This window comes from Jejubacter calystegiae (assembly GCF_005671395.1).
In the GTDB taxonomy this organism is placed as follows: domain Bacteria; phylum Pseudomonadota; class Gammaproteobacteria; order Enterobacterales; family Enterobacteriaceae; genus Jejubacter; species Jejubacter calystegiae.
Window position 1 is genome coordinate 3,758,984 of the sequence record NZ_CP040428.1, and the last position, 21,226, is coordinate 3,780,209.

Below are 21,226 nucleotides of genomic sequence, written 5' to 3' on the forward strand. Positions count from 1 at the left end.
GAAGATCTCCGTAGCGGTCGCCCTCGCCTCACGTTTTACATCATATATTTTACAGATGTCGTTATCAGGCTGGTTATCGCAATTACCGATGTCGTTATCAGAGCATTTTCACATTCTGACCCCAAATAGACTGACCGTGCAGACCCGGATGCGCTATCGCGGTAATTAGTGCCCATCTGCTATCTGAGATAGACATCTTAATCAGCACGATATGGAGCAATTATGGGACACTCATCAAACAGAGGCGTTGTATACCAGGGCCCGGGCAACGTAGAAGTCATGGATATTGACGATCCGAAATTCGTCAGCCCCTCGGGAAAGAAAATCGACCACGCCGTGATTATCAAAGTGCTGTCGACCAACATCTGTGGGTCCGATCAGCATATGGTTCGCGGCCGGACAACCGCCCCGGCGGGTATGGTTCTGGGGCATGAAATTACCGGCGAAATTATTGAAAAAGGCTCCGATGTTGAAATGCTCAACGTTGGCGATATTGTCTCTGTCCCCTTTAACGTGGCGTGCGGCCGCTGTCGCTGCTGTCGTGAGCTCGACACCGGCGTCTGCCTGACCGTTAACCCGGCGCGTGCCGGGGGCGCATTCGGCTATGTGGATATGGGAGGCTGGGTCGGTGGGCAGGCCAAATATGTGATGGTCCCGTATGCCGATTTCAACCTGCTCAAATTCCCTGACCGTGAACAGGCGCTGGCAAAGATTCTGGATCTGACCATGCTTTCCGACATCCTGCCAACGGGGTTTCACGGCGCGATAACCGCAGGAGTAGGCGTTGGCTCGGTGACCTATGTCGCCGGTGCCGGTCCGGTGGGTCTGGCATCCGCAGCCTCTGCGCAAATTCTGGGCTCCGCGGTGGTAATGGTTGGTGACTTCAATAAAGAACGGCTGGCACATGCTGAAAAAATGGGGTTTGTCCCTATCGACTTAAGTCAGCATGACCGTCTGGGCGAAATGATCGCCGAAGTGGTTGGCGTACCGGAGGTCGACTCGGCTATTGATGCGGTAGGCTTTGAAGCTCGGGGCCATTCAGGTAAGGAGCAGCCTGCGGTGGTACTGAACAGCATGATGGACATCACCCGGGTGGCCGGGAATATCGGGATCCCGGGACTTTATGTGACGGATGATCCGGGAGCCGACGAGAAAGCCGCACGCGAAGGCTCCCTGAGCCTGAAATTCGGGCTGGGCTGGTCTAAGGCGCAAACTCTGCATACCGGGCAGACGCCGGTTTTACGCTATAACCGCCAGCTGATGAATGCCATTTTGCACGACCGCCTGCCCATCGCCAAAATTGTGAATGCGAAGGTTATCCCGCTGGAAAGCGCGGCTGAAGGTTATGCCAGCTTTGATGCCGGTGTTGCAGCGAAATACGTGCTGGATCCGCACGGATTAATCGCCTGACCGATGGTGACCTGACGGATAGCGGGGATGATACCGTTATCTGTCAGGTCAGCTTACTGCCCGGATTTCAGCTATGTCGGGGTATTTTGATGTTCGGGTTTCACTTGCGGTGTCTGCGGCGCCAGGCGATTGTGCTCCATAGCCCCAGCAGAATAACCACACCGATTCCGGCCCAGCTCAGCGCGCTGGCATAGCGAATCAGCCAACTGCCGCCGCCCTCGCCTTTTAGCGTCTGTTCGACAACCTCCGGCGTGATGGTGGTTGTGGTGCCACCAAAGGTCTGGCTGACATAGCTGGCGAGCCTGGCCAGTTCTTCCGTAGTCAACTGGGTTTTAAATTCCGGCATAAATGCATGGCCTGCGGCGGTGTGACGATCGATGCCTTCAGCCATAGTCATAATCAGGTTCGACGGGTCTGGCGATGTCACCGCGGACGATCCTGCCAGCGGCGGATAAAACCCATCGCTGGTTCCCCGGCCATCGCTGGCGTGGCAGGATGCGCAGGCGCCGTTGTATAACCGGGCGCCGGTCATTCCGTCCCGGGACAGATAGCCGTTCAGTCCGTGATGAATGCCGGTCTCGACATCGGCAAGTACCGCAACGGGTCGATTGTTACCCGAACGGTGACGCGGCGGCCCGGAAATAGCCGGGAGCTGCCGGATATAGCGGGTAATCGCCTGCAGATCGCTTTCCTGCATCTGTGAGAATGAGTTCTGTACCGCGGTGCCCATTTCTCCCCCGGCAACGGCTTTGCCGTGCAGTGTGCCGCTGCGCAGATACGTGACCAGCTCCGCTTCGCTCCAGTTACCTATCCCGGCCTGCGGGTCCGGGGTGATATTGGGGGCTGTCCAGCTCCCTACTTTACCGCCAGAAAGGAACCGATCGTTCTCTTCGCCCATCATGCTGTTGCGCGGTGTGTGGCAGGTGGAACAATGGGTCAGGGTTTTCACCAGATACTCACCGCGTTCGACGCTGCCTGACGCCGCATCGCCTCCGGTGACCGGGCTGTTGTCCAGGAACAGCGCGTTCCAGAAAGCCATCACCGGGCGGAAAGAAAACGGAAACGGCAGTCTGGTTTCCGGTACCGGATGGTCATCTGGCGCAACGCCCAACATCAGCCATGAGTAAAGCGCCAGCAGATCGTCGTCGGACATCCCGGCAAACGAGGTATAGGGCATTGCCGGATACAGATAATGGCCGCCAGGCGCCCTGCCTTCACGCATCACCGTTTTAAAGTCATCGAAACGATAGTTGCCGATACCGAACTGCTTTGACGGCGTGATATTAGATCCATAAATCAGTCCCATCGGCGACTCAATCGCAACCCCCCCGGAATAGGGATTATTGTCGGCCGGGTTGCGGTGACAGGCTGAACAGTCACCGGCAATAGCCAGATATTCACCTCGCTTCACCAGCGTTGGAGATGCCTCGAGTTGTGCGCTGAAAGCCGATACGCACCAGGATAATCCTGCCGCCGACAGCAGCGCGCAAACCAGTAAATGTTTCATCACTCACAGCTCCCTGATAATGGTGTCGGCCATGCGCAGCGCCAGCGCAATTCCCGTCAGTGTCGGATTGACCGTGGCAGAGGATGGCATCACTCCGGTGGTGGCAAGGAACAGATTTGGGTGATCCCAACTGCGCAGCTGTGGGTCGACCACCGAATCTTTTGGGCTATCGCCCATGATGGTGGTACCCATAATGTGATACTGATTGCGCCAGCCGGTCGGGGCTTCAATCACTTCGCCGTTAAAGGCTTTCAGGAAGTTGGCGAAATCGTGGTTCGCCTGGTCACGCATGCCGCGGACATAGGCATCGAGCCGGTAATTGACCGTCAGCATCGGCAGGCCGATGGCGTCTTTGCGGCCATAGTTGGGTATCACCCGGTTGGTCGGGTCCGGTAGGGTTTCGCTCATGGTGCTGATGTTCATGATGCGCGAAGCGCGATCGCGGATGGCCTGATCCAGCGCCGGGCCCATCACCCCCTGTTTGAGCAGCGGTACGGTGACATCGATGTTAGGCACCAGGTTACGCAGGGAATAGCGGATCGCGGAATGTTTTGAGCGACTGGGTTCATCGCGGCGGTTAACGATCGAGCCATGCTGTACCGAACCGCGACCGGTCCACAGCGGTTCATCCGCCAGGAAGGTCAGGCTTAGACCGGTATGATCCATCAGATTACGCCCGACCTGATCGGAACTATTGGCCACATCAGACATCAGCAACAGTTTGGGGGTTTCCAGTCCGTGGGCGGCGATGATAAAGATTTTCGCCGTCAGCCGGGTATCGCTGCCGTCGGGTTTGCGGTAATGCAGGGCGACGATCTTTCCTTTTCCCCCTTTTTCCAGCTTCCAGGCGACGCTTTCGGTACGGAGATCCACCCCCAACGCCACGGCCTTATCCACGTGCATATCGCCGGAATACATAGCGCCGATCGGGCAGATGGGCTCACAGTTGTTGTTTCCGGCACAGGCGGGACGACCGTCATAGGGACGAGATACGCGGGCATGAGGCTCATGTACCACCTGGTAACCCATCGGCCCCAGTCTGGCCTGGATACGCTGAACCATATACGGTTTGGCTTCCGGCGGTAGCGGATACTCCGCCGAGCGCGGCGGATAGTGGCCGCGCCCCTGCCCGCTCTGATCCTCCTGGCCGGTGCCGACTACGCCGACTTCCCGTTCGGCCTTCAGATACCAGGGCTCCAGTTCGTCATAGGTGAAAGGCCAGTCGCGCCCCACGCCATACACACTGCGCATCTTGAAATCATTGGGCAGCAGGCGCCAGCAGGCCGATGCCCAGTGGCGGGTGCTGCCGCCGGCCACCCGCAGGTAGCTTGTGACATAATCGAAATCGTCATCCCCTTTGGCATCGACATAGCCTTCGGTGTAGGAATTCGGCGCCCACGGCAGATTAGGGTAAGGCGCGCACCAGTTGCGTTTGCTGGCGCTATTGCGATAGTTTTCAACGACTTTCCAGCGAGGTATGTAGGGTCCCGCTTCCAGCATAATCACCGATTTTCCGGCTTTCGCCAACTGATAAGCGGCATTGGCGCCCAGCGCGCCAGAGCCGACAATCACCACATCAGCGTCAAATTCACTCATGTTCTGATCCTGATTATTTTGTTGTTATGGTTATTTTTTCTCTGCCGCTAACAGGGCGTTGGCCTCGGCCAGGGTGCGGGCTTTTCCCTGAACCATTAACAGCCAGGGGGCGTCAGGAGCAGGAATGGTCTTGGCCGCTGCGGGGGCGTTTTCGCCCCACTGGCGGATACCGACGGGCATCGGCGGCGCGTTGACGCCCTGCGGTACTTCCGCCCAGTAATCGCTGCCGGCGCGGGCATAGCTCGGGCGCAGGGTGACATCGCGGGTGGGTTCGTACATTAACGCTGACAGGAAGGTGACAAATTCCGCGTCATCCGTCGCTTTGGTGGTGGACGGATGCCCGGTATACCCCAGATACCAGGGGGAGATAATCGCCAGCGCGGTATTAATATCGTCGTCATCCAGGCTATCGACCAGCCGCTGGCGATCGGTTTCGCCTGCGGACTGCAAATGCGCCATCAGACGCGCCAGCTGGCCCGGGAAGCGAGAATTCTGTTTGCTTAACAGCTGACAGAGACGATCGGCGACTGAGGCATCCAGCCCCTGGCGACCGGTCAGCATTTCGCTGGCTCGCAGCAGCGTGGCGGCGGGCGTATTATCACTGGCCAGGGCCAGTGGGATTTGTAACGGCGCCGATACGATCATCGGTCCGGCGACCATTAATTGCAGAAAACGCCGTCTGTTCATCATGATGCGTTCTCCATGACTAACCAGCGTTCAGCGCACTGAGCGCGGCCTTAGCGGCTTCGGCATCGACCTTGCCATCCGGCGTACTGACGCCAATCGCCCCCACCACTACGCCGTTGACCTTAATCGGCTCGCCGCCAGGCAGCGGCACCACCGCCGGATTGCCCAGCACGGCGACATTACCGGCGCTGATTTTCTGCTGAAAGCTGCTGGTAGGTTGGCCAAATGCCACGGCGGCATGGGCTTTCTTCGGCGCCAGTTCAATATTGGCAAGCGTTGCGCCATCCAGCCTTTCGAAAATAATGGGCTGACCGAAGCTGTCGACAATGCTGACCGCGCCCCCCATATGGTGAGCGCGAATAGTCTCTTCGGCTTTACTGACCATCTTTTGGGCCTGTTGATGATTCAGTACTGCAACATTAATTACGGCGTCTGCCGCATAGGACGCCGCGCACACCAGCCCACTGCACAGAATGACAGTTGATAATAATTTCATAGCACCACCAGATTACAGGGAAGAAGTATTGTTGTTCTATCAATATCGAATAATTAATGGGCTAAAAACATAACGTCATCCATGCCGGAGAGAGTTAACTAAAAGTGCCTTATTCCGCTGAGCGTCAGTTTATATTCTTGCCAGGAATCGATAGCGGTCATTGCTTAATCAAATGGCGTTACTTTAAAGCCCCTGTTAAATAAGAGGTATGGTAGCTTGAAATATTATTTCACTACAGAAGGTTAATCATTTCACCATCGCCACGATGGCGGTTCCCCCTGCTTTTCCTGAGCGATTTATGCTCACATGAGGATGCAACGCCATGCTAACAATATGGATACATCCTCCCGATTCTGCTGGTAGGTATTCCCCATTTGGTTCACTGGTGGGGTGTTTTTTTGTTGTTGCTCACAAAGTCACGATGTCATTTTGGCCGTTTTTTTCGGCATCGCTTCTGGTCGAAACGGGTCGGCCGAAGGCGTGAATCACCGCATAAACACGGCTTTCCTGCTGGGATGAACCGGCAATGGCGGTTATCGCGTCGCACTTTCATTCCTGTGCGGAATGGATTGATAAAACCCAATGCCATCTTTCAGCGGGTGACGCTGTCATAATCGCTGAAATTAACCAAATGGAAACATACGGCCAACATGTCGTATTCTGATGGACGATGTACCCCGTAAGTCCTCTTAGATAGCGGATTGAGTGAAATGACGCCAGGAGTTCAGACCCATAAATAATGGCGCAAATAACAAGATAAGGAATCAAGCAATGCTGATCGTTCTCAGTATCCTGATGCTGGTTTGTTTTATTTTTTGCTTAATGGCCCGGCGACTTTCCGCATTAACGGCGCTGATCGTTATCCCCACCATTTTTGCCCTGCTGGGCGGATTTCATGCACAAATGGGAAAGTTCGTGCTCGATGGATTGCGTACCGTTGCCCCGAATGGCGTAATGATCATTTTTGCCATGCTTTATTTTATGGTCATGACCGAAGCCGGTATGTTTGATCCACTGGTGAATAAAGTGGTGAAAGCCGTTCATGGCGATCCGGTGAAAATTTTCCTGGGTACCGTACTGCTGGCGTTCATTGTGGCGCTGGATGGCGATGGCGCCACTATTTACATCATCGTGCTGTCGGCCTTCCTGCCGATTTATCAGCGTTTGGGGCTGTCTCTGCCCATGGTGTGCTGCCTGCTGCTTCAGGTTTCCGGGCTGGGCAATATGGTGCCGTGGGGCGGTCCTACCGCACGGGCGGCCACGGCCATGCATATCGACGTCGGCGATATGTTTGTTCCGATGATCCCCGCCCTGCTGGCCTGCGTGGTCTGGACCTTTGTCCTGGCATGGGTTTTTGGCCGCCGTGAGCGGGTTCGTCTGGGCGAAGGTCTGAGCTGGAAGGCAGTGCATGCGCCCCAGGCTCAGGATCGCGGCCGCGGACCCCTGACCTTCTATTTCAACTGGCTGCTGACCCTGGGGCTGATCGCCTGCCTGTGTATCGAAGTCCTGCCGCTGAGCTACCTGTTTATGCTGGCGGCTTGCGTGGCGCTGATGGTTAACTTTCCTGGCCTCAATCAACAAAAAGAGCAGCTGGAACAACACGCGCCGCCGATCCTGGCCGTTTCCAGTCTGATTTTCGCAGCCGGGGTATTTACCGGCCTGTTCACCGGCACCGGTATGGTCAATGCCGTCGGTACCGCGCTGCTGAAGATTATTCCGGATGCCATGGGGCCGTATATGGCGCCGGTGACTGCCCTGCTGAGCATTCCGATGACCTGGCTGGTTTCCAACGACGTATTCTATTTTGGCGTGCTGCCGGTACTGGCCGACACCGCCAGACACCACGGGATCAGCGGTATTGAAATGGCCAGGGCTTCGCTGGTGGGTCAGCCGGTGCATATCCTCAGTCCGCTGGTGGCGTCGACCTATCTGGTGGTGAGTATGCTGAAACTGGACTACGCCGGGAATCAACGCTTCACCTTTAAATGGTCGCTGGTAAACTGCTTTATTCTGTTAGTGATATCACTATTGCTGGGGGTTATCCCCTTTGCTGCCGCGTGAGTAGGATATGAACCAATTATTTTTAAACTGGGATTTTGCCGCCATCCTGTTGCAGATAATCATTATCGATCTGCTGCTGGGGGGCGATAACGCGGTGGTCATCGCCATGGCCTGCCGTAAACTGCCGCCGGAGCTGCGGACCAAAGCGATCGTTATCGGTACCGCGGGCGCTATCCTGGCCCGCATCGTTCTGCTGGGCATCGCCGTTTATCTGTTGTCGCTGCCGATGCTGAAAGTTATCGGGGCGCTATTATTGCTGTGGATCGGTATCAGGCTGGTCGCCAATCAGGATGAAGAAGAGGAAGTCAGCAGCTCCACCAGCCTGTGGAAAACCGCCGTGACGATTACGGTCGCCGATGTGGTGATGTCGCTGGATAACGTACTGGCCGTCGCCGCAGCCGGGAACGGTCATATCGTGCTGGTGGCATTAGGGGTGATTATCAGCATTCCGATTATCGTTGCCGGCAGCAAACTGGTGCTGGCGATTCTGAACCGCTTCCCTGCCGTGGTGATGCTCGGCGGGGCGCTGATCGGCTGGATCGCCGGCAGCATGCTGGTGACCGATCCGATTATCACCCGCTTCTACCCGCAGCCGTTTCACGCCCTGCCGCTGGCGGCGGGCGCCGTCGGCGCACTGCTGGTGCTGCTGGTTGGCATGCGCCGCAACCGGCTGGCGAATTCGGAGAAGTAATCTATCAGCCGCACATCTGATGTTCCCTAAAAAACGGCATCTTACTGAGTAAGGCGCCGTTTTTTATCATAGTCCCAAATTACTTAACGCTTTCCGCCGCCGCGTTGGCAATAGCCACTTCGTTCGGGTTTGCCGAGCCGCTGACGCCCACGCCGCCCACCACGTCGCTGCCGGTTTTCACTGGCGCGCCGCCGCCCAGCGGCACCATGCCCGGCAGAGTGGCGATAGCCGGTTCCTGGCCGTTGGCGCGGGCCATATATTTATCGGTCGGGGTGCGATATAGCACGGCGGCCCGGCCCTTTTTAATTGCTGAGTCAATGCAGCCGACCGGCGCATTATCCATCCGTTTAAAAGCCAGCAACTGGCCGGAGCGATCCAGTACCGCCACGCAAACGCTGGCTTCCAGACTGACGGCTTTTTCCGTCGCCGTCTTCAGCAGCTTTTCCGCATCGCTCCACGAAAGCGTCGTTTGGGTCAGGGTCGCGCTGACAGAAAATGCACTGAACAGCGTGGCGGACCCCAGGGCGGCTGACAGAAGTAATTTTTTCATTATCTATGACCTTTTAATAAATAGAGTAATCGGAACGATATTGAATATCGATGACATCATTAATAATCAGGTTGTTTGCGCCTGAAATTTATGACGTAACAGGTAGTCCAGACTCAATCGCCCCGGACCATTGAGCGCCAGCAGAATAAACCCTGCCGCGCAGGAGGCATTTTTTAACCACACCATTAAATGCGCATGGCTATAGCCCTGATAGAACAGGAATCCTGCTGCTATGGAAAAAATAGCCATAAAAACAGAGGTAAAGCGCGTCAGAAAGCCAAAGGCAATGGCCAGCCCGCCCCCCACTTCCAGCAGAATCACCAGCGGTAAAAAGAATGCCGGTACATGGTTTTCAGCCATCAGGGTGAGGTTGTCGTGATAATTAAAAACTTTATCCACGCCGGAGGTAAAAAATAATCCGACGGCCAGAACACGGGCCAGGATACAGATAATGTCAGAATAGCGATTCATAGCAGGTATCACTTACAGAATTAATGGGTTTATAGCTCAGGAAAATATTTTTTAACATGAGGAATAAAGCCGAAACAGTCTCTCCGGGTTATGATTCCTCACGTCTGAGTTATTAATTACCTGCCGTCATTACTGACTGATTATTCATAACGCCAGTGACGTTCTGCGATTTGCACTACCTGACGCGCAACCGGCGACAGCTCGCTGAGGGAGTGGAATTGTAGCCCAAATGTGCGCGGCATCACCAAAAGCGGCATCGGAATTTCCACCAGTGGAATGACTGACTCCAGCGCCTGCAGACAGCGGCGCGACAAAAAGCTTAATAGTTGGGTTTCCACCACAACCGAACGCAGAGTGGCCAGCGAGTTGGTTTCAATCTGGATCCGCGGCGGCGGATATCCTCCGCCCTGTAAACGCTGCTCCAGCCACTGTCGGGTGGCGACATTACGTGAAGGCAACAGCCAGTTGAACTTGCCCAGTTGCTCCGGCGTCGGGTGAATGCCAGCCAGCGGGTGATCGGCGCTGGCCACCAGCACCACAGGATCGTCCAGCAACGGGCGGCGGACGAATTCGGTGTCGTAGTCAGGCAGGAAGCCAAGGATAATATCCAGCTGATTCTCACGCAGCATATTTTGCAGGAAGTCATTCATGCCGACCTTGACATCAATACGCACGTCCGGCGCTTCGCACAGCAGTTCCCGGGCCAGCTGCGGCAGCATAAACTCCGCTGCCGTCGCTGCGGCGCCGATACGGACATAGCCTGCCGTTCCTTCCGACAGCGACTTCATTTCACGCTGGGTCTCTTCCATCGACTGGACGATTTTTTGAACTCGATCACAAAGTAATACGCCGGCTTCGGTCAGGCGGATGCCGCGTCCGACCTTCAGGATCAATCGGGTGGCATAAATTTTCTCCAGACGCTGGATGCACTTGGACAGTGCCGGCTGAGTGATTCCCAGACTTATCGCCGCCCTTCCCAGGTGTCCCGTCTCCCTTATCGCCAGGAAGTAGCGCAGATCTTTCAGTTCCATTTCATTCCCCACAGGAATCAATAAATAAAATTCGGCTGTTAATTTTTATGTTTTAACAGTGCGACCATACAAAAAACAACACTGGAGCTACTTATGGCTTACAAATTTTTAATGACCGCGCCGGCGCTGGGAGCGGCGGGTCGTCAGGTGCTGGCGGATGCGGGTTGCGAAGTCGACTATTTAACCGAAGCGAATAACCCGACGGAAGTGGAACAGCGGATGGCGACGCACGCCTATGACGCCGTTATTTCCCGTACCGTCACGCTGTCGGAACAGGCCATCGCCGCCTGCCCGTCGCTGAAAATCATCTGCAAACACGGCGTCGGCGTGACCAATATTGATGTCGCCGCCGCCAGCGCCCGTGGGATCCCGGTGTTAACCACCCCGGCCACCAATGCCCAGTCGGTGGCCGAACTGACCATTGGCCTGATGCTGAGCGCAGCGCGCCAGCTGCCGTTCTTCCAGCAGGAGATCGCCGCAGGCCGCTGGACCCGCACCAGCCTGGGGAGTGAACTGCAGGGCAAGACCCTGGGGTTGGTTGGCTTCGGTGAAATCGGCCGCCGGGTTGCCGGTATCGCCGGGGCCATCGGCATGTCAGTGCGGTTTTTTGACCCGGCAGTTGCTCCGGGAACCCCGACCGGCGGCGCCCACCAGTGCGCCAGCCTGGATGAGCTGCTGCCGCTGAGCCATGTGCTGAGCCTGCACTGCCCGGTCAGTGACGCCACCCGCCAGATGCTCCGTGCCGATACTCTGGCACAGTTGCCCGAGCGCGCGATCGTCATTAACACTTCGCGCGGCGAACTGATTGACGAACCGGCGCTGGTCCAGGCGTTACAGCAGGGTCACCTGGCCGGTGCGGGCCTGGACACCTTCGCTCAGGAGCCGCTGCCGGAAGCGCATCCGTTTCGTCAGCTCAGCAACATCGTGATGACCCCGCACATCGGCGGTACCACCCCGGAAGCGCTGGACGCCGTCGCGCGCTCTGCTGCGCAACAGTGCCTCGACTTTTTACAGCAGCGGCGCATCAATCTGCGCGCCTGCGTTAACCCGAACGCCCTGAAGAATGAGGATATGAAGCAATGACATCTCGCAGCGAATGGCCCGCCGGTTATTTTATTGGCAGCCGGGATAAGGTGCCGGATAGCACCACCCTCGACGCATGGCGTCGCCTTGCGGTGCCGAACATTGGTGACTGCATGGGCCGTAGCGTCGCCGCACGCGGCCTGAAGCCTTATCACAACGACAGTCAACTGGTCGTTTGCGGTCCGGCGCTGACCGTTAAAGTCCGGCCCGGCGACAACCTGATGATCCATAAGGCGATCGAGATTGCGCAGCCGGGTGATGTCATCGTGGTCGATGGCGCGGGCGATCTGACCCAGGCGCTGATCGGCGGCCTGATGCGCACTTCTGCAATCACCAAAAAGATTGCCGCTTTCATCATCGATGGCGCGATTCGCGATCTCAATGAATGGGCGGAAGGCGGCGTGGCGGTTTATGCCCGCGGCAATACCCTGAGAGGCCCCAGCAAGGACGGCCCGGGGGAAGTGAATATCCCGATCTCCTGCGCGGGGCTGCTGGTCTCTCCGGGCGATCTGATTGTCGCGGACGCGGATGGGGTGATCGCCGTTCCCTTCGATGAACTGGATGATTTACTGCCCAAAGTGCAGCAGCACGCCCAGCGCGAAGAGAAGATTCGCGCCAATAACGCAGCGGGGACCACTGACCCGGAACGCTTTAACAGTCTGCTACGCGCCAAAGGCTGCCCGGTCTGAACCCTTACCACGGAGGTTGAATCATCACTATGTTTAAAAAACTGACTCTGACGGCCGCTTTGCTGCTTGCCATGCAGGCGCAGGCGGCGGATACCCTGCCCCCGACCTTACCGCAGCATCAGGATAACCGTCTGCAACAGGCGGCGACCTCGCCCCGGGTATGGAACGGTATTACGGTCTCTGGCGACGGGCGTATTTTTGCCTCACTGACCCAGTCGGAAGGCCCGGGGCCGCAACTGGTGGAAGTGGGTAAGGATGGCAAGATAACGCCTTATCCCGACGAGCAATGGAACCAGTGGCAGGCCAGCGATGCGCAGCACCATTTCCTGCACGTCAATGCGCTGCGAATCGGGCCGGATGGCAATCTGTGGGTGATGGACGCCGGAAATACCGGCATTGGCACCGGCGATAAAGCCGTTAGCGGTGCGGGCAAGCTGGTCAACATCGACCTGAAGACCAATCGGGTGGTCGGCGCTTATATCATTGATGCGCCAGTGCAAAAGCCCGCCAGCTATCTCGATGACGTACGTTTTAACGGTGATTACGCCTATATTACCGATCCGGGGGCTGTGGGTCTGGTGGTGCTGAATCTGAAAACCGGCAAGTCCCACCGGGTACTGGATAACCATCCGCTGTCCATCGATCACGAGCCGATTTATGCCGATGGCAAAAAGCTGCATCTGCGCGACGGACGCGAAAAACGGGTCGGTCTGGATCAGCTGGAAGTCTCGCCGGACGGAAAGTGGCTCTATTATCAGGCGATCCCTGGACCGATGGCCCGTATCGAAACCCGCTACCTCAACGATGATTCGCTTGCGGCCAGTGAAGTGAATCGCCACGCCGAACATTTCCTCGATACCTGGAGTACCGGCGGGACGGCGATCGATAGCGAAGGCAATCTGTATGCCTCCAATATCAATACCCGCTCCGTGATGCGCATTACCCCGCAGGGCAAAGTCAGCACCGTTATCAGCGACCCGCGTCTGGTATGGGTGGATGCGATGTGGATAAGCCACGGCGCTCTGTGGATGCCTGCCGCGCAGATCAACCGGACACCGGCCACTACTGGGGGTAAACCTTCCACGGTCGAGTACCCTGTGAAGCTGTATAAATTACCGCTGCCGATAGCGCCTTCACCGCGCGATCATCAGTAACCCATTCCGGCATCGTCAGTCAGGGCGATGCCGGCTCTTCGCCGAAAATCCCCTTCGCATCGGTAAAGCAGCGTTCGGCAAGCGATGAGATCGGCGGCTGACGACGCATAATCAGTCCCAGCATCGAATCCACCTCCGGTTGTGTGATAGGGATAATCCGCAGGTTATCGCTCAGAGCTTCCAGACCGTTATTGAGCGGCACTATTGCGCAGCAGATACCGGCCTGCACCGCCTGAATTATCTGGAACGTTGAGTCGCTTTCAAAGACATATCTGGGCGTCAGCCCGTGGCCTTTAAAACTTATATCGATAGATTCGCGGTAATGCATCCCTTTGGTCAGAAAGCCCAGCGGCAGCGTGGCCAGCATGGACCAGTCCGGACGGCTTTCACTGAACTGGAAATGACGCAGATCGTGCAGTAACCCCATATGGGTCGGCATAAGCGGGATCACATCGAAGCATTCTGTGTCGACGTGTTGCAGATAGCAGATGCCCAGATCCAGCTGATTGCGGCTGACGCCATCGATAATCTGCTCAGAAGTCAGAGACAGCAGACTGAATTGCAGCTCCGGGTATTTATCCGCCAGGGGGGCGATAAGCTGCATTGGGTTCATACTCGCCAGCGGCACCATTCCCAATCGCAACTGACCGACCATCTGACCACGACAGATGGCCGCTTCGGCTTCCAGCCCGTCGTGCGCCGCCAGCAGCGCCCTTGCCCACGCCAGAATGCGTTCACCTTCCGGCGTAAAGCCTTCGAAGCGGTGCCCGCGTTGAATAAGCACCAGTTCCAGCTCTTCTTCCAGGCTGCGGATACGCATGGAAAGCGTGGGTTGGGTGATGTGGCAGGCCGCGGCGGCCTGGCCGAAATGGCGAGTCTGATCGAGGGCAATCAGATATTTAAGCTGTTTGATATCCATGAATGAGTCCGGTCAGGCAGCGCCAACCTGTTATATGGAATGTTATATAAATGTTACGTTTCAGAGCGAGTAAATTCAAGCGTATCGCTCATGTTAGCGAGTACTAACATGAGCAGTGAGGGAAAATTAGCGGATAGATTCCTTCGCCAGGATCTCTTTCGAGCGCAGCCTCACCCGGACAGGCACCGATTTATAGGAAGGCGTGCCGCTCTCGCGGTCAATATAATCCAGCGGCACCAGCACGTTGGCTTCGGGGTAATAGGCGCCGACGGAGCCCCGGGCAATGGTATAGGCCACCACGGTGATATCCTCCAGCCGTAGATCGCTACCGGGTAGCGCGGTGTGAATATCCACCCTGTCTCCGTGCTCCAGCTTCAGGCTCGCCATATCCTGCTCATTCATAAACAGCACGTCGCGGCGGCCGAAGATGCCGCGATAGCGGTCATCCATAGCGTAAATGGTGGTGTTGTACTGGTCGTGACTGCGTAGCGTAATCATCCGCAGCACATCGTCCCCTTCGACCTGGGTATTTTCATGCACCCCGTTAAAGACCGAAAACATCGCCTTACCGGTGGGCGTTGGCCAGACCCGCCGGGTAGGCGGCAGCGGCATGCGAAAACCGCCGGGGCGGCGAATACGGGCGTTGTAGTTATCGAAGCCGGGAACGGTCTGCTCGATCAGATCGCGGATTTTGTCATAGTCGGCCACCAGCCCCATCCAGTCTACCCGGGTTTCCGGCAGAGCCGCCTGGGCCATGCCAGCCACAATAGCCGGTTCCGAGCGCAGCAGCGTAGAGGCCGGGCGCAGTTTGCCCGAAGAGGCGTGCACCATCGACATTGAATCTTCGACGGTGATCGACTGACGGCCGCTTTCCTGAATATCCAGCTCGGTGCGCCCCAGACACGGCAGAAGAAAGGTCTGTTTCGCCACCAGCAGATGGGAGCGATTCAGTTTAGTACCAACGTGCACGCTCAGATCCAGCTTTTGCATGGCCGGAAAGGCGCGCTCGCTGTCAGGCATCGCTACCGCGAAGTTCCCCCCAAGACAGAGAAGCGCCCTCGCCTCGCCGTCGATCATCGCCTGTAGCGCTTTTACCGCATCGTGGCCGTGGCGCTGCGGCGGCGTAAAGCCGAATACCCGTTGCAGATTTGCCAGAAATTCGGCGCCCGGCTTTTCGGTAATGCCCACGGTACGGTTGCCCTGCACGTTGGAATGACCGCGCAGCGGGCAGATCCCGGCCCCTGGCTTGCCGATATTGCCGCGCATCAGCAGCAGATCGGCAATCAGCCGCACGTTAGAGGTGCCCTTGTTATGCTGGGTAATGCCCATGCCGTAGGTAATGATGGTGGCATTAGAGCGAGCGTAGAGCATCGCCACCTGCTCCAGCTCCTGGCGGGTCAGACCGGATTCTCGTTCTATCTCGTGCCAGGCGGTCTGGCGCAGATCGTCGGCAAAGGCCTCAAAACCCTGGGTATGCTGTTCGATAAACGGGTGATCCAGTACTTTGCCCTGCGCTTGTTCCATCGCCAGCAGGGCTTTCCCGATACCTTTCAGCGCTGCGGCATCGCCCCCGGCTTTTACCTGATAGTAAGTCGAGGCGATATTGGTAGATCGCAGGGTCGCCATCTCGATAATGTCCTGGGGATCGGCGAAGCGTTCCAGCGCCCTCTCGCGCAGCGGATTAAACACAATCACCGGCACGCCGCGACGCGCCAGTTCATGCAGGGTGCCCATCATGCGCGGATGGTTCGTGCCGGGGTTATGACCAATAGAGAGCACCAGTTCGGTATCGTCGAAGTCTTCCAGCGACACCGTCCCTTTACCAATGCCTATCGACTGAGGCAGCCCGACGCTGGTTGACTCATGGCACATATTGGAACAGTCCGGGAAGTTATTGGTGCCCAGCTCCCGGGCAAATAGCTGAAACAGCCAGGCCGCTTCGTTCGACGCCCGGCCCGAGGTATAAAACTCTACCTCATCCGGCGCCATGTCGCGCAGCGTTTCGCCAATGCGCCGGAACGCCTCTTCCCAGGGGAGTGGCCGCAGGGTATCGCTGGCGCGGTCATAAACCAGAGGATGAGTCAGTCGACCATAGCCTTCCAGCTCAAAGTCGCTCTTACTCAATAGCGAAGTGACCGTATTGGCGGCCAGAAATTCCGGCGTGACCCGCTTACTGGTGGCTTCCCAGGTCACTGCCTTGGCGCCGTTTTCGCAGAACTGAAAGGTGGATTTATGCTCTTTATCGGGCCAGGCGCATCCCGGGCAGTCGAAGCCATCCGGCTGGTTGGTACGCATCAGGGTGGCCGGGGCATTGAAGGCATCCATCTGGGTGCGCACGGCAATGGCCGTCGCCTTTAATGCACCCCAGCCTCCGGCCGGGCCATCATAGGGACGTACGCCAGGCACAGCGCGTCTTTTATTATTCATAGGCACTCCTGAATCCGCATTTTATTATTTACAGCGCCCCGCTCCGCGGACCGAATAATAACAGTAAAGGTAAGGATATATTTTCTGCGACGGGAGCAAATAACCTTGCTTTTATTGCCGGAATGGTCGCGCTGCGGACGATGACAACGCCGTTTTGTTAACCAAATAATAACACTCAGGGCAAATATGTATAATCGATGTTATCTATAAGGCATTAGATTTAACTTATTCTCTCAGGTGACCGGTAAGGTTGTAATTTACGGTGGTTATAAAAAAACCGCCTGCGACGGGCGGTCAGTAAGCGTTGTCGACGGTACTGTTATTACCGCTTCATCAGCTGTACCTGACAGGCCTTCTGCTGCGAATCCATCGCCCGAATAAACGCGGCTTCATCGGGCCAGGCCTTATGATTTTCCCGCAGTTTTGCGATAGCGAGGGTCATATCGTGACGATAAGATTCCGTTGTGGTCGCGTAGTCCTCAACGGCGTATCCGCGCTTCATTAAATCGATGATGGAGCGGTTAACCAGTAGCTCGGCACTGTCATGACCGCTTCTGGCGCTCTTCAGCGCATCAAACTGTACCTGGCACATGGCCTGCGCCGCGTCTGCGGATACCGGAACGGGTGCCGCAAAAGCCGCTCCCTGCCCCCCAAACAGTAAAACTGCGGCGAGAACGGTAAAATATTTCCTCATCGGTCTTTCTCCCTCATTAAGGTTTATTTTCGATAGCTGGATAATCTTAACATAGTGGCATACGGAGAATTTTCAGCAAATAAAAAGCCTGGAACGGGCCTTTCGTGGCAATGCGTGAATCAGAATGTCCATTTCAGATCTGCGCTCAGACCATTGTCCTGATAATTATCCGAATACATACCGGTATAGTTAAGCGATACCGATGCCGTATCGTTAATGCTGACTTCGGCTCCGGCTTTCATCACCATTCCGTCCCGGGCAGCGGGTACGGTGCCGGTATTGAACGTGGTCCCGGCCCCCTGGAAGCGTAACCCGACTTCGCGTTCAGGGGAGTTATACTGGTGCAGCCAGCCCAGTTCCCCGCGCAGCGTGATGGCGCTCTCCTTACCGGTCTGCCAGCGTTTGTCCGCCCGTAGCCCCAGGGTAGAGAGCGCAGCGCTGGTGTGCTGACTGTCAGCGCTCAGCGCGCTGGCGCCGCCACGTTCGTTAATCCGGTTGCTGCGATAATCGACCCAGGCCAGGTTGGCGAACGGCTCCAGGTTCAACCAGTCGTTGTTCAGGCTATAACCCGCTTCGGCAAAGATCTGCCCGGTCCCTGCGCTGTAACGTGCCTTATCGCTATCGGACTGACCATAATAATTTACGCTACGGTCCGTTTCTATCCGGTGCCAGGTATAAGCCGTCCCTGCCCGCAGGTTAACGTTATCCCAGGACTTGCCGGTATATAGCGCCAGGTGATAGTTATCGCTGTCCGCCGAGGCATGATTACCGTGCAGCGAGGTGCGGGTAAATCCGGTGGCGGCCCCAACCCGCCAGCCGTCCGCTACATCACCATCTACCCCCAACAGCACGCCGAAGGTGGAATCATGGAAACCGCTGGCGTTATTGTTCCCGCTGGCATGCTGCCAGTTCCCCATCAGGCTGGCCCAGGCGCCGTCTTCATTCTGCCGGATATCGCTGCTGTCGATTTGTCCCTGAGCCTGGCGCAGACGGCTGTTCAGGGTATCGCGCAGATAGCGACTGTTATTCACCAGCGATGAAGCGATATCGGCATGGATCTGGCCGGAAAGCTGACGCATCGCCTGGCGGGCATCGCCCTCCGTGGGTGCCAGCAGCAGACTCTGGTAGACAGAGCTACTGGCGGGCAATTGATCCAGGGCGGCCGCCATACTGCGCTGATTGCGGGTGGCGGCCACATCGGCGAAACTCAGGTCGCTGCGCGCCAGGGTCACGGCGACGCTGTCCGGCTGGTAAGTGAGCGATGGCGTAATAAAAGGGCCGCTCTCGACTGACGCAAACTGGCCGCTAACGCCGCCATCGGCCGTCAGAAGGGTTCCGGTGCTTCCAATCAGGTTATCCGCCGTTGTGGACTGCGCCAGCAGGTTATTTCGGGCGTAGGGAATCACCGTAACATCAGCGCCCTGAACCGTTGCCGTGCCCGCGACCTTTATCTGGTCGCTGCCAGAGGCATCCACCTCCGCGGCATACAGCGATCCATGGGCCAGAGTCATATCGCCATCAACGTTCAGAGTGCCGATAGAGTTGCCTGGCGCAACGGTGCTGCCCTGAGCCGCCGTCAGGCTCCCTACCCGACCATTACCGCCCGCCAGACCGCCGCTTTGAATCTCCACGTGACCGCTGGTCGCCCCGTTAGCCACAAAGGCCCCCTCTGCGATAACGTCGCTGGTCAGGGTGCCGCTGCTTGCCAGTTGCAATGCCGCACCGCTCGCGATCCGGGTCTGGCCGGTGTAGTCGCTGTTGCCGCTCAGTGTCTGACGTCCCCCGGCAATGGTCAGCCCGCCTTTTTCATGATCCACACCGCCGCTGCGCAGATTCTGGTCGGTAATGCGCCCGGAAAAATCGCCGTGGGCGTTATTCAGCACCAGATTGCGACTGCCCAGAGTGATCAGGCCGCTGCCGCTCAGGCTCTGAAGGGTAACATCGTTCAGGCTGTCCGAAACTCCCCACAGCGGGTTGGCATTCCCGTGTGTGGAAATATCAAACCAGCCGTTATTCACTAATTCAGACGAGGCGGCGATACTGCCTGGACCGCTCAGAAACAGCACCGCATCTTTCTGCACCCGGGTGGCGCCGGTATAGGTGTTAGCGCCGGTCATATTGACCACTATGTTCGGTGCAAGCGTCAGATCGCCTGTGCCGGAAATGGCGCCTGCCAGCCCCAGATAGCCCTTGGTTGCCTGTTGGCCGGAAGGATCGCCCTTCGGCGCCTTCATCGGGTTGCCCATTTCCGCGGTAATCTGACTGAGCTGGTCGTCGGTGGTGAAGTTATCGGCGCTGACAAAGAATGGGGTAAAGGCGGTTAGCCGGTTCTCCAGGTCGTACATCACCGAATACTGAAGAAAGAAGCCCAGCCCCATGGTGATATTCCAGGTTTTTTCATCGCTCCCGTCGGAATCGATAGTAAGATTGTTTTCGCCGGTAGGATCCTGCAACAAAATCCCCTCGCCGACAGGGTTACCACTGCTGTCGGTGGGATGCAGGGTCATGGAAACCAGGTTGCTGCTGGTTTCATCACCCTTCGTGATGATCTTCAGTCCATTCTGTTGCAGGACAGAACCCAGTTTGGCACTCTCAATAGTGACGTGAGTGGGGTTACCGGTGTCGAACAGGACGGCGCCTTTTAGCGCATCTCCCGGCACTTCTATGGTTTTTTGCTGCCCGTTCACATCCAGCACGAAGGTATATTTGAATTGCCCCTCATGTTGAGTGGAAGCCGGCGCGCCGGAACCGGGAAAAGTCTGCCGATCGCCCTCGTCATAATGTGCCGCCCAGGGCACCTGGGTGGTAAACTGGGCCCGCACTGCCGGGCTTAAATTCAAAATGGTACAGGGGGCGCAACCGGGGGAAAGCGTACTGGTGTCATCATTATCTGGCGTACTATCGTTACCGGCTACCACAAAACCGCTTTTGGTGACGGTGGCGAAAGGGCTGCCGCCGCTACCCTCAAACAGAAAATCGCCGACACCAAAGGTGCCATAAAAATTTTTTTTCTCTTCATTCTGTTCTTCCGTGGGCTGTCCCGAATCAATTCGCTCTTGCGCATCAAGATCGATATAGAAAGGTTTTTGGAAGCCAGGCACTATGATCGGGTCTTTGGAAATCCGCCCACCATGCTTACCATCCAGTAGCAGGTGCTCAACATGCCCTATTACATAGCCATGGCCGCCGCTATCCGGTGTTGAGACAGCGGTGGGATTCTCATCCGCCGTATAATAGGTCAGCGTACTGGCGCGTTTGTGCTGTAACCAGTAACCACCCCATGCGTCATCGCCATAAATGTACGCCTGGGCTTGATCCAGTTGCGGCATTTGTGAGGCATTACCTTGACTCAACACGGCATTAAACTGATCGGATCCGGTATCGAAAATATACTTCTGGGCTGGCCCGCCGTTCACACCCACGGTAATGGTCAGGCGCTCCTCCAGATGGCCCAGCGGTAATGACAGCGGGGTTGCCGCCTGAGCGGATTGCACAGTCGGATATAACGCGGCGCTGACCAGTAGCGCCATAACACTTCTTTTATATGTCATCAGCCATTTTCCTTACCAGAGTCATAAAGCAAGCGCCTGGTTTCAGGCATCAATAAGCCTCGGCGTGCAGAATTAATAATGCACACGCATCGGGGAGTTATTCTGAATTAATAAGTATTATCGCGATAAGACAAGGCTTATTAGAGGATAGAAAAGAGTGTGGGAATAGCAAAATAATTTATTTAAAAGGGACCGTTAAGGCCCCTCGG

17 protein-coding genes are annotated in these 21,226 nt (G+C 56.7%); 6 read left to right on the plus strand and 11 right to left on the minus strand.

Annotated features, from left to right (window positions below; translation table 11 throughout):
• Positions 1-222 precede the first annotated feature (222 nt).
• Positions 223-1,410, plus strand: coding sequence for a formaldehyde dehydrogenase, glutathione-independent (gene fdhA / locus FEM41_RS17365; protein WP_138097448.1), 1,188 nt, complete (start codon positions 223-225; stop codon positions 1,408-1,410).
• A gap of 100 nt (positions 1,411-1,510) precedes the next feature.
• Here the strand turns inward: fdhA and FEM41_RS17370 are convergent, their stop codons facing one another.
• Genes FEM41_RS17370 through FEM41_RS17385 form a run of 4 tightly spaced genes read right to left on the minus strand, consistent with a single transcriptional unit; the run spans position 1,511 to position 5,696 of the window.
• Positions 1,511-2,917 carry a cytochrome c gene (locus FEM41_RS17370; RefSeq protein ID WP_138099239.1) on the minus strand — a complete coding sequence of 469 codons (1,407 nt, stop codon included), beginning with the start codon at positions 2,915-2,917 and terminating at the stop codon, positions 1,511-1,513.
• A 3-nt stretch (positions 2,918-2,920) separates the two neighbouring features.
• Positions 2,921-4,513: a GMC family oxidoreductase gene (locus tag FEM41_RS17375; protein WP_138097449.1), complete on the minus strand. Its 1,593-nt coding sequence runs from the start codon at positions 4,511-4,513 to the stop codon at positions 2,921-2,923.
• Positions 4,514-4,543: 30 nt separating this feature from the next.
• The gene (locus FEM41_RS17380; protein ID WP_241666510.1) at positions 4,544-5,203 is read right to left on the minus strand and encodes a sorbitol dehydrogenase family protein; all 660 of its coding nucleotides are present in this window, start codon (positions 5,201-5,203) and stop codon (positions 4,544-4,546) included.
• Between the two features lie 16 nt (positions 5,204-5,219).
• Positions 5,220-5,696 (minus strand): GlcG/HbpS family heme-binding protein, encoded by a 477-nt coding sequence (locus FEM41_RS17385; protein ID WP_138097450.1) that lies wholly within the window; start codon positions 5,694-5,696, stop codon positions 5,220-5,222.
• Positions 5,697-6,467: 771 nt separating this feature from the next.
• On the opposite strand from FEM41_RS17385, the gene FEM41_RS17390 reads away from it, so the two are divergent.
• Both FEM41_RS17390 and FEM41_RS17395 read left to right on the plus strand, forming a co-directional pair.
• The gene (locus FEM41_RS17390; protein ID WP_138097451.1) at positions 6,468-7,757 is read left to right on the plus strand and encodes a CitMHS family transporter; all 1,290 of its coding nucleotides are present in this window, start codon (positions 6,468-6,470) and stop codon (positions 7,755-7,757) included.
• Between the two features lie 7 nt (positions 7,758-7,764).
• On the plus strand, positions 7,765-8,448 hold the full coding sequence (locus FEM41_RS17395; RefSeq protein ID WP_138097452.1) for a TerC family protein: 684 nt from the start codon (positions 7,765-7,767) through the stop codon (positions 8,446-8,448).
• Positions 8,449-8,527: 79 nt separating this feature from the next.
• Here FEM41_RS17395 and FEM41_RS17400 read toward each other — a convergent pair whose 3' ends face one another.
• From FEM41_RS17400 to FEM41_RS17410, 3 genes are all read right to left on the minus strand, one after another.
• The gene (locus FEM41_RS17400; RefSeq protein ID WP_138097453.1) at positions 8,528-8,998 is read right to left on the minus strand and encodes a GlcG/HbpS family heme-binding protein; all 471 of its coding nucleotides are present in this window, start codon (positions 8,996-8,998) and stop codon (positions 8,528-8,530) included.
• A 66-nt stretch (positions 8,999-9,064) separates the two neighbouring features.
• Positions 9,065-9,469 carry a DoxX family protein gene (locus FEM41_RS17405; protein WP_138097454.1) on the minus strand — a complete coding sequence of 135 codons (405 nt, stop codon included), beginning with the start codon at positions 9,467-9,469 and terminating at the stop codon, positions 9,065-9,067.
• 140 nt (positions 9,470-9,609) lie between these two features.
• Positions 9,610-10,500, minus strand: a complete 891-nt coding sequence (locus FEM41_RS17410; protein ID WP_138097455.1) for a LysR family transcriptional regulator — start codon at positions 10,498-10,500, stop codon at positions 9,610-9,612.
• 93 nt (positions 10,501-10,593) lie between these two features.
• Between FEM41_RS17410 and FEM41_RS17415 the strand changes: the two genes are divergently transcribed.
• The 3 genes from FEM41_RS17415 to FEM41_RS17425 are packed head-to-tail and all read left to right on the plus strand — an operon-like array spanning position 10,594 to position 13,426.
• Complete coding sequence (locus FEM41_RS17415) at positions 10,594-11,583, plus strand: hydroxyacid dehydrogenase (RefSeq protein WP_138097456.1); 990 nt, start codon at positions 10,594-10,596, stop codon at positions 11,581-11,583.
• Positions 11,580-12,272: an RraA family protein gene (locus FEM41_RS17420; protein WP_138097457.1), complete on the plus strand. Its 693-nt coding sequence runs from the start codon at positions 11,580-11,582 to the stop codon at positions 12,270-12,272. Before FEM41_RS17415 ends, FEM41_RS17420 begins: the two co-directional genes overlap by 4 nt.
• Positions 12,273-12,301: 29 nt before the next feature.
• Positions 12,302-13,426 carry a major royal jelly family protein gene (locus FEM41_RS17425; RefSeq protein WP_241666511.1) on the plus strand — a complete coding sequence of 375 codons (1,125 nt, stop codon included), beginning with the start codon at positions 12,302-12,304 and terminating at the stop codon, positions 13,424-13,426.
• 19 nt (positions 13,427-13,445) lie between these two features.
• On the opposite strand, the gene FEM41_RS17430 is transcribed toward FEM41_RS17425, so the two are convergent.
• From FEM41_RS17430 to FEM41_RS17445, 4 genes are all read right to left on the minus strand, one after another.
• On the minus strand, positions 13,446-14,345 hold the full coding sequence (locus tag FEM41_RS17430) for a LysR family transcriptional regulator (protein ID WP_138097459.1): 900 nt from the start codon (positions 14,343-14,345) through the stop codon (positions 13,446-13,448).
• A gap of 126 nt (positions 14,346-14,471) precedes the next feature.
• Entirely contained in the window at positions 14,472-16,772 is a 2,301-nt protein-coding gene (locus FEM41_RS17435) for an FdhF/YdeP family oxidoreductase (RefSeq protein ID WP_138097460.1), read from the minus strand.
• A 322-nt stretch (positions 16,773-17,094) separates the two neighbouring features.
• A complete protein-coding gene (locus FEM41_RS17440) occupies positions 17,095-17,466 on the minus strand; it encodes a hypothetical protein (RefSeq protein ID WP_138097461.1) in 372 nt (123 codons plus the stop codon).
• A gap of 119 nt (positions 17,467-17,585) precedes the next feature.
• Entirely contained in the window at positions 17,586-21,017 is a 3,432-nt protein-coding gene (locus FEM41_RS17445; protein ID WP_138097462.1) for an autotransporter outer membrane beta-barrel domain-containing protein, read from the minus strand.
• Positions 21,018-21,226: the final 209 nt, after the last annotated feature.

Excerpts from the sequence above, each read along its gene's own strand:
- FEM41_RS17400 (WP_138097453.1), bottom strand. The coding sequence starts at position 8,998 with ATGAAAAAATTACTTCTGTCAGCCGCCCTGGGGTCCGCCACGCTGTTC.
- FEM41_RS17415 (WP_138097456.1), top strand. The coding sequence starts at position 10,594 with ATGGCTTACAAATTTTTAATGACCGCGCCGGCGCTGGGAGCGGCGGGT.
- FEM41_RS17385 (WP_138097450.1), bottom strand. The coding sequence starts at position 5,696 with ATGAAATTATTATCAACTGTCATTCTGTGCAGTGGGCTGGTGTGCGCG.
- FEM41_RS17430 (WP_138097459.1), bottom strand. The coding sequence starts at position 14,345 with ATGGATATCAAACAGCTTAAATATCTGATTGCCCTCGATCAGACTCGC.
- FEM41_RS17405 (WP_138097454.1), bottom strand. The coding sequence starts at position 9,469 with ATGAATCGCTATTCTGACATTATCTGTATCCTGGCCCGTGTTCTGGCC.
- fdhA (WP_138097448.1), top strand. The coding sequence starts at position 223 with ATGGGACACTCATCAAACAGAGGCGTTGTATACCAGGGCCCGGGCAAC.
- FEM41_RS17420 (WP_138097457.1), top strand. The coding sequence starts at position 11,580 with ATGACATCTCGCAGCGAATGGCCCGCCGGTTATTTTATTGGCAGCCGG.
- FEM41_RS17370 (WP_138099239.1), bottom strand. The coding sequence starts at position 2,917 with ATGAAACATTTACTGGTTTGCGCGCTGCTGTCGGCGGCAGGATTATCC.
- FEM41_RS17380 (WP_241666510.1), bottom strand. The coding sequence starts at position 5,203 with ATGATGAACAGACGGCGTTTTCTGCAATTAATGGTCGCCGGACCGATG.
- FEM41_RS17375 (WP_138097449.1), bottom strand. The coding sequence starts at position 4,513 with ATGAGTGAATTTGACGCTGATGTGGTGATTGTCGGCTCTGGCGCGCTG.
- FEM41_RS17435 (WP_138097460.1), bottom strand. The coding sequence starts at position 16,772 with ATGAATAATAAAAGACGCGCTGTGCCTGGCGTACGTCCCTATGATGGC.
- FEM41_RS17395 (WP_138097452.1), top strand. The coding sequence starts at position 7,765 with ATGAACCAATTATTTTTAAACTGGGATTTTGCCGCCATCCTGTTGCAG.
- FEM41_RS17440 (WP_138097461.1), bottom strand. The coding sequence starts at position 17,466 with ATGAGGAAATATTTTACCGTTCTCGCCGCAGTTTTACTGTTTGGGGGG.
- FEM41_RS17390 (WP_138097451.1), top strand. The coding sequence starts at position 6,468 with ATGCTGATCGTTCTCAGTATCCTGATGCTGGTTTGTTTTATTTTTTGC.
- FEM41_RS17445 (WP_138097462.1), bottom strand. The coding sequence starts at position 21,017 with ATGACATATAAAAGAAGTGTTATGGCGCTACTGGTCAGCGCCGCGTTA.
- FEM41_RS17410 (WP_138097455.1), bottom strand. The coding sequence starts at position 10,500 with ATGGAACTGAAAGATCTGCGCTACTTCCTGGCGATAAGGGAGACGGGA.
- FEM41_RS17425 (WP_241666511.1), top strand. The coding sequence starts at position 12,302 with ATGTTTAAAAAACTGACTCTGACGGCCGCTTTGCTGCTTGCCATGCAG.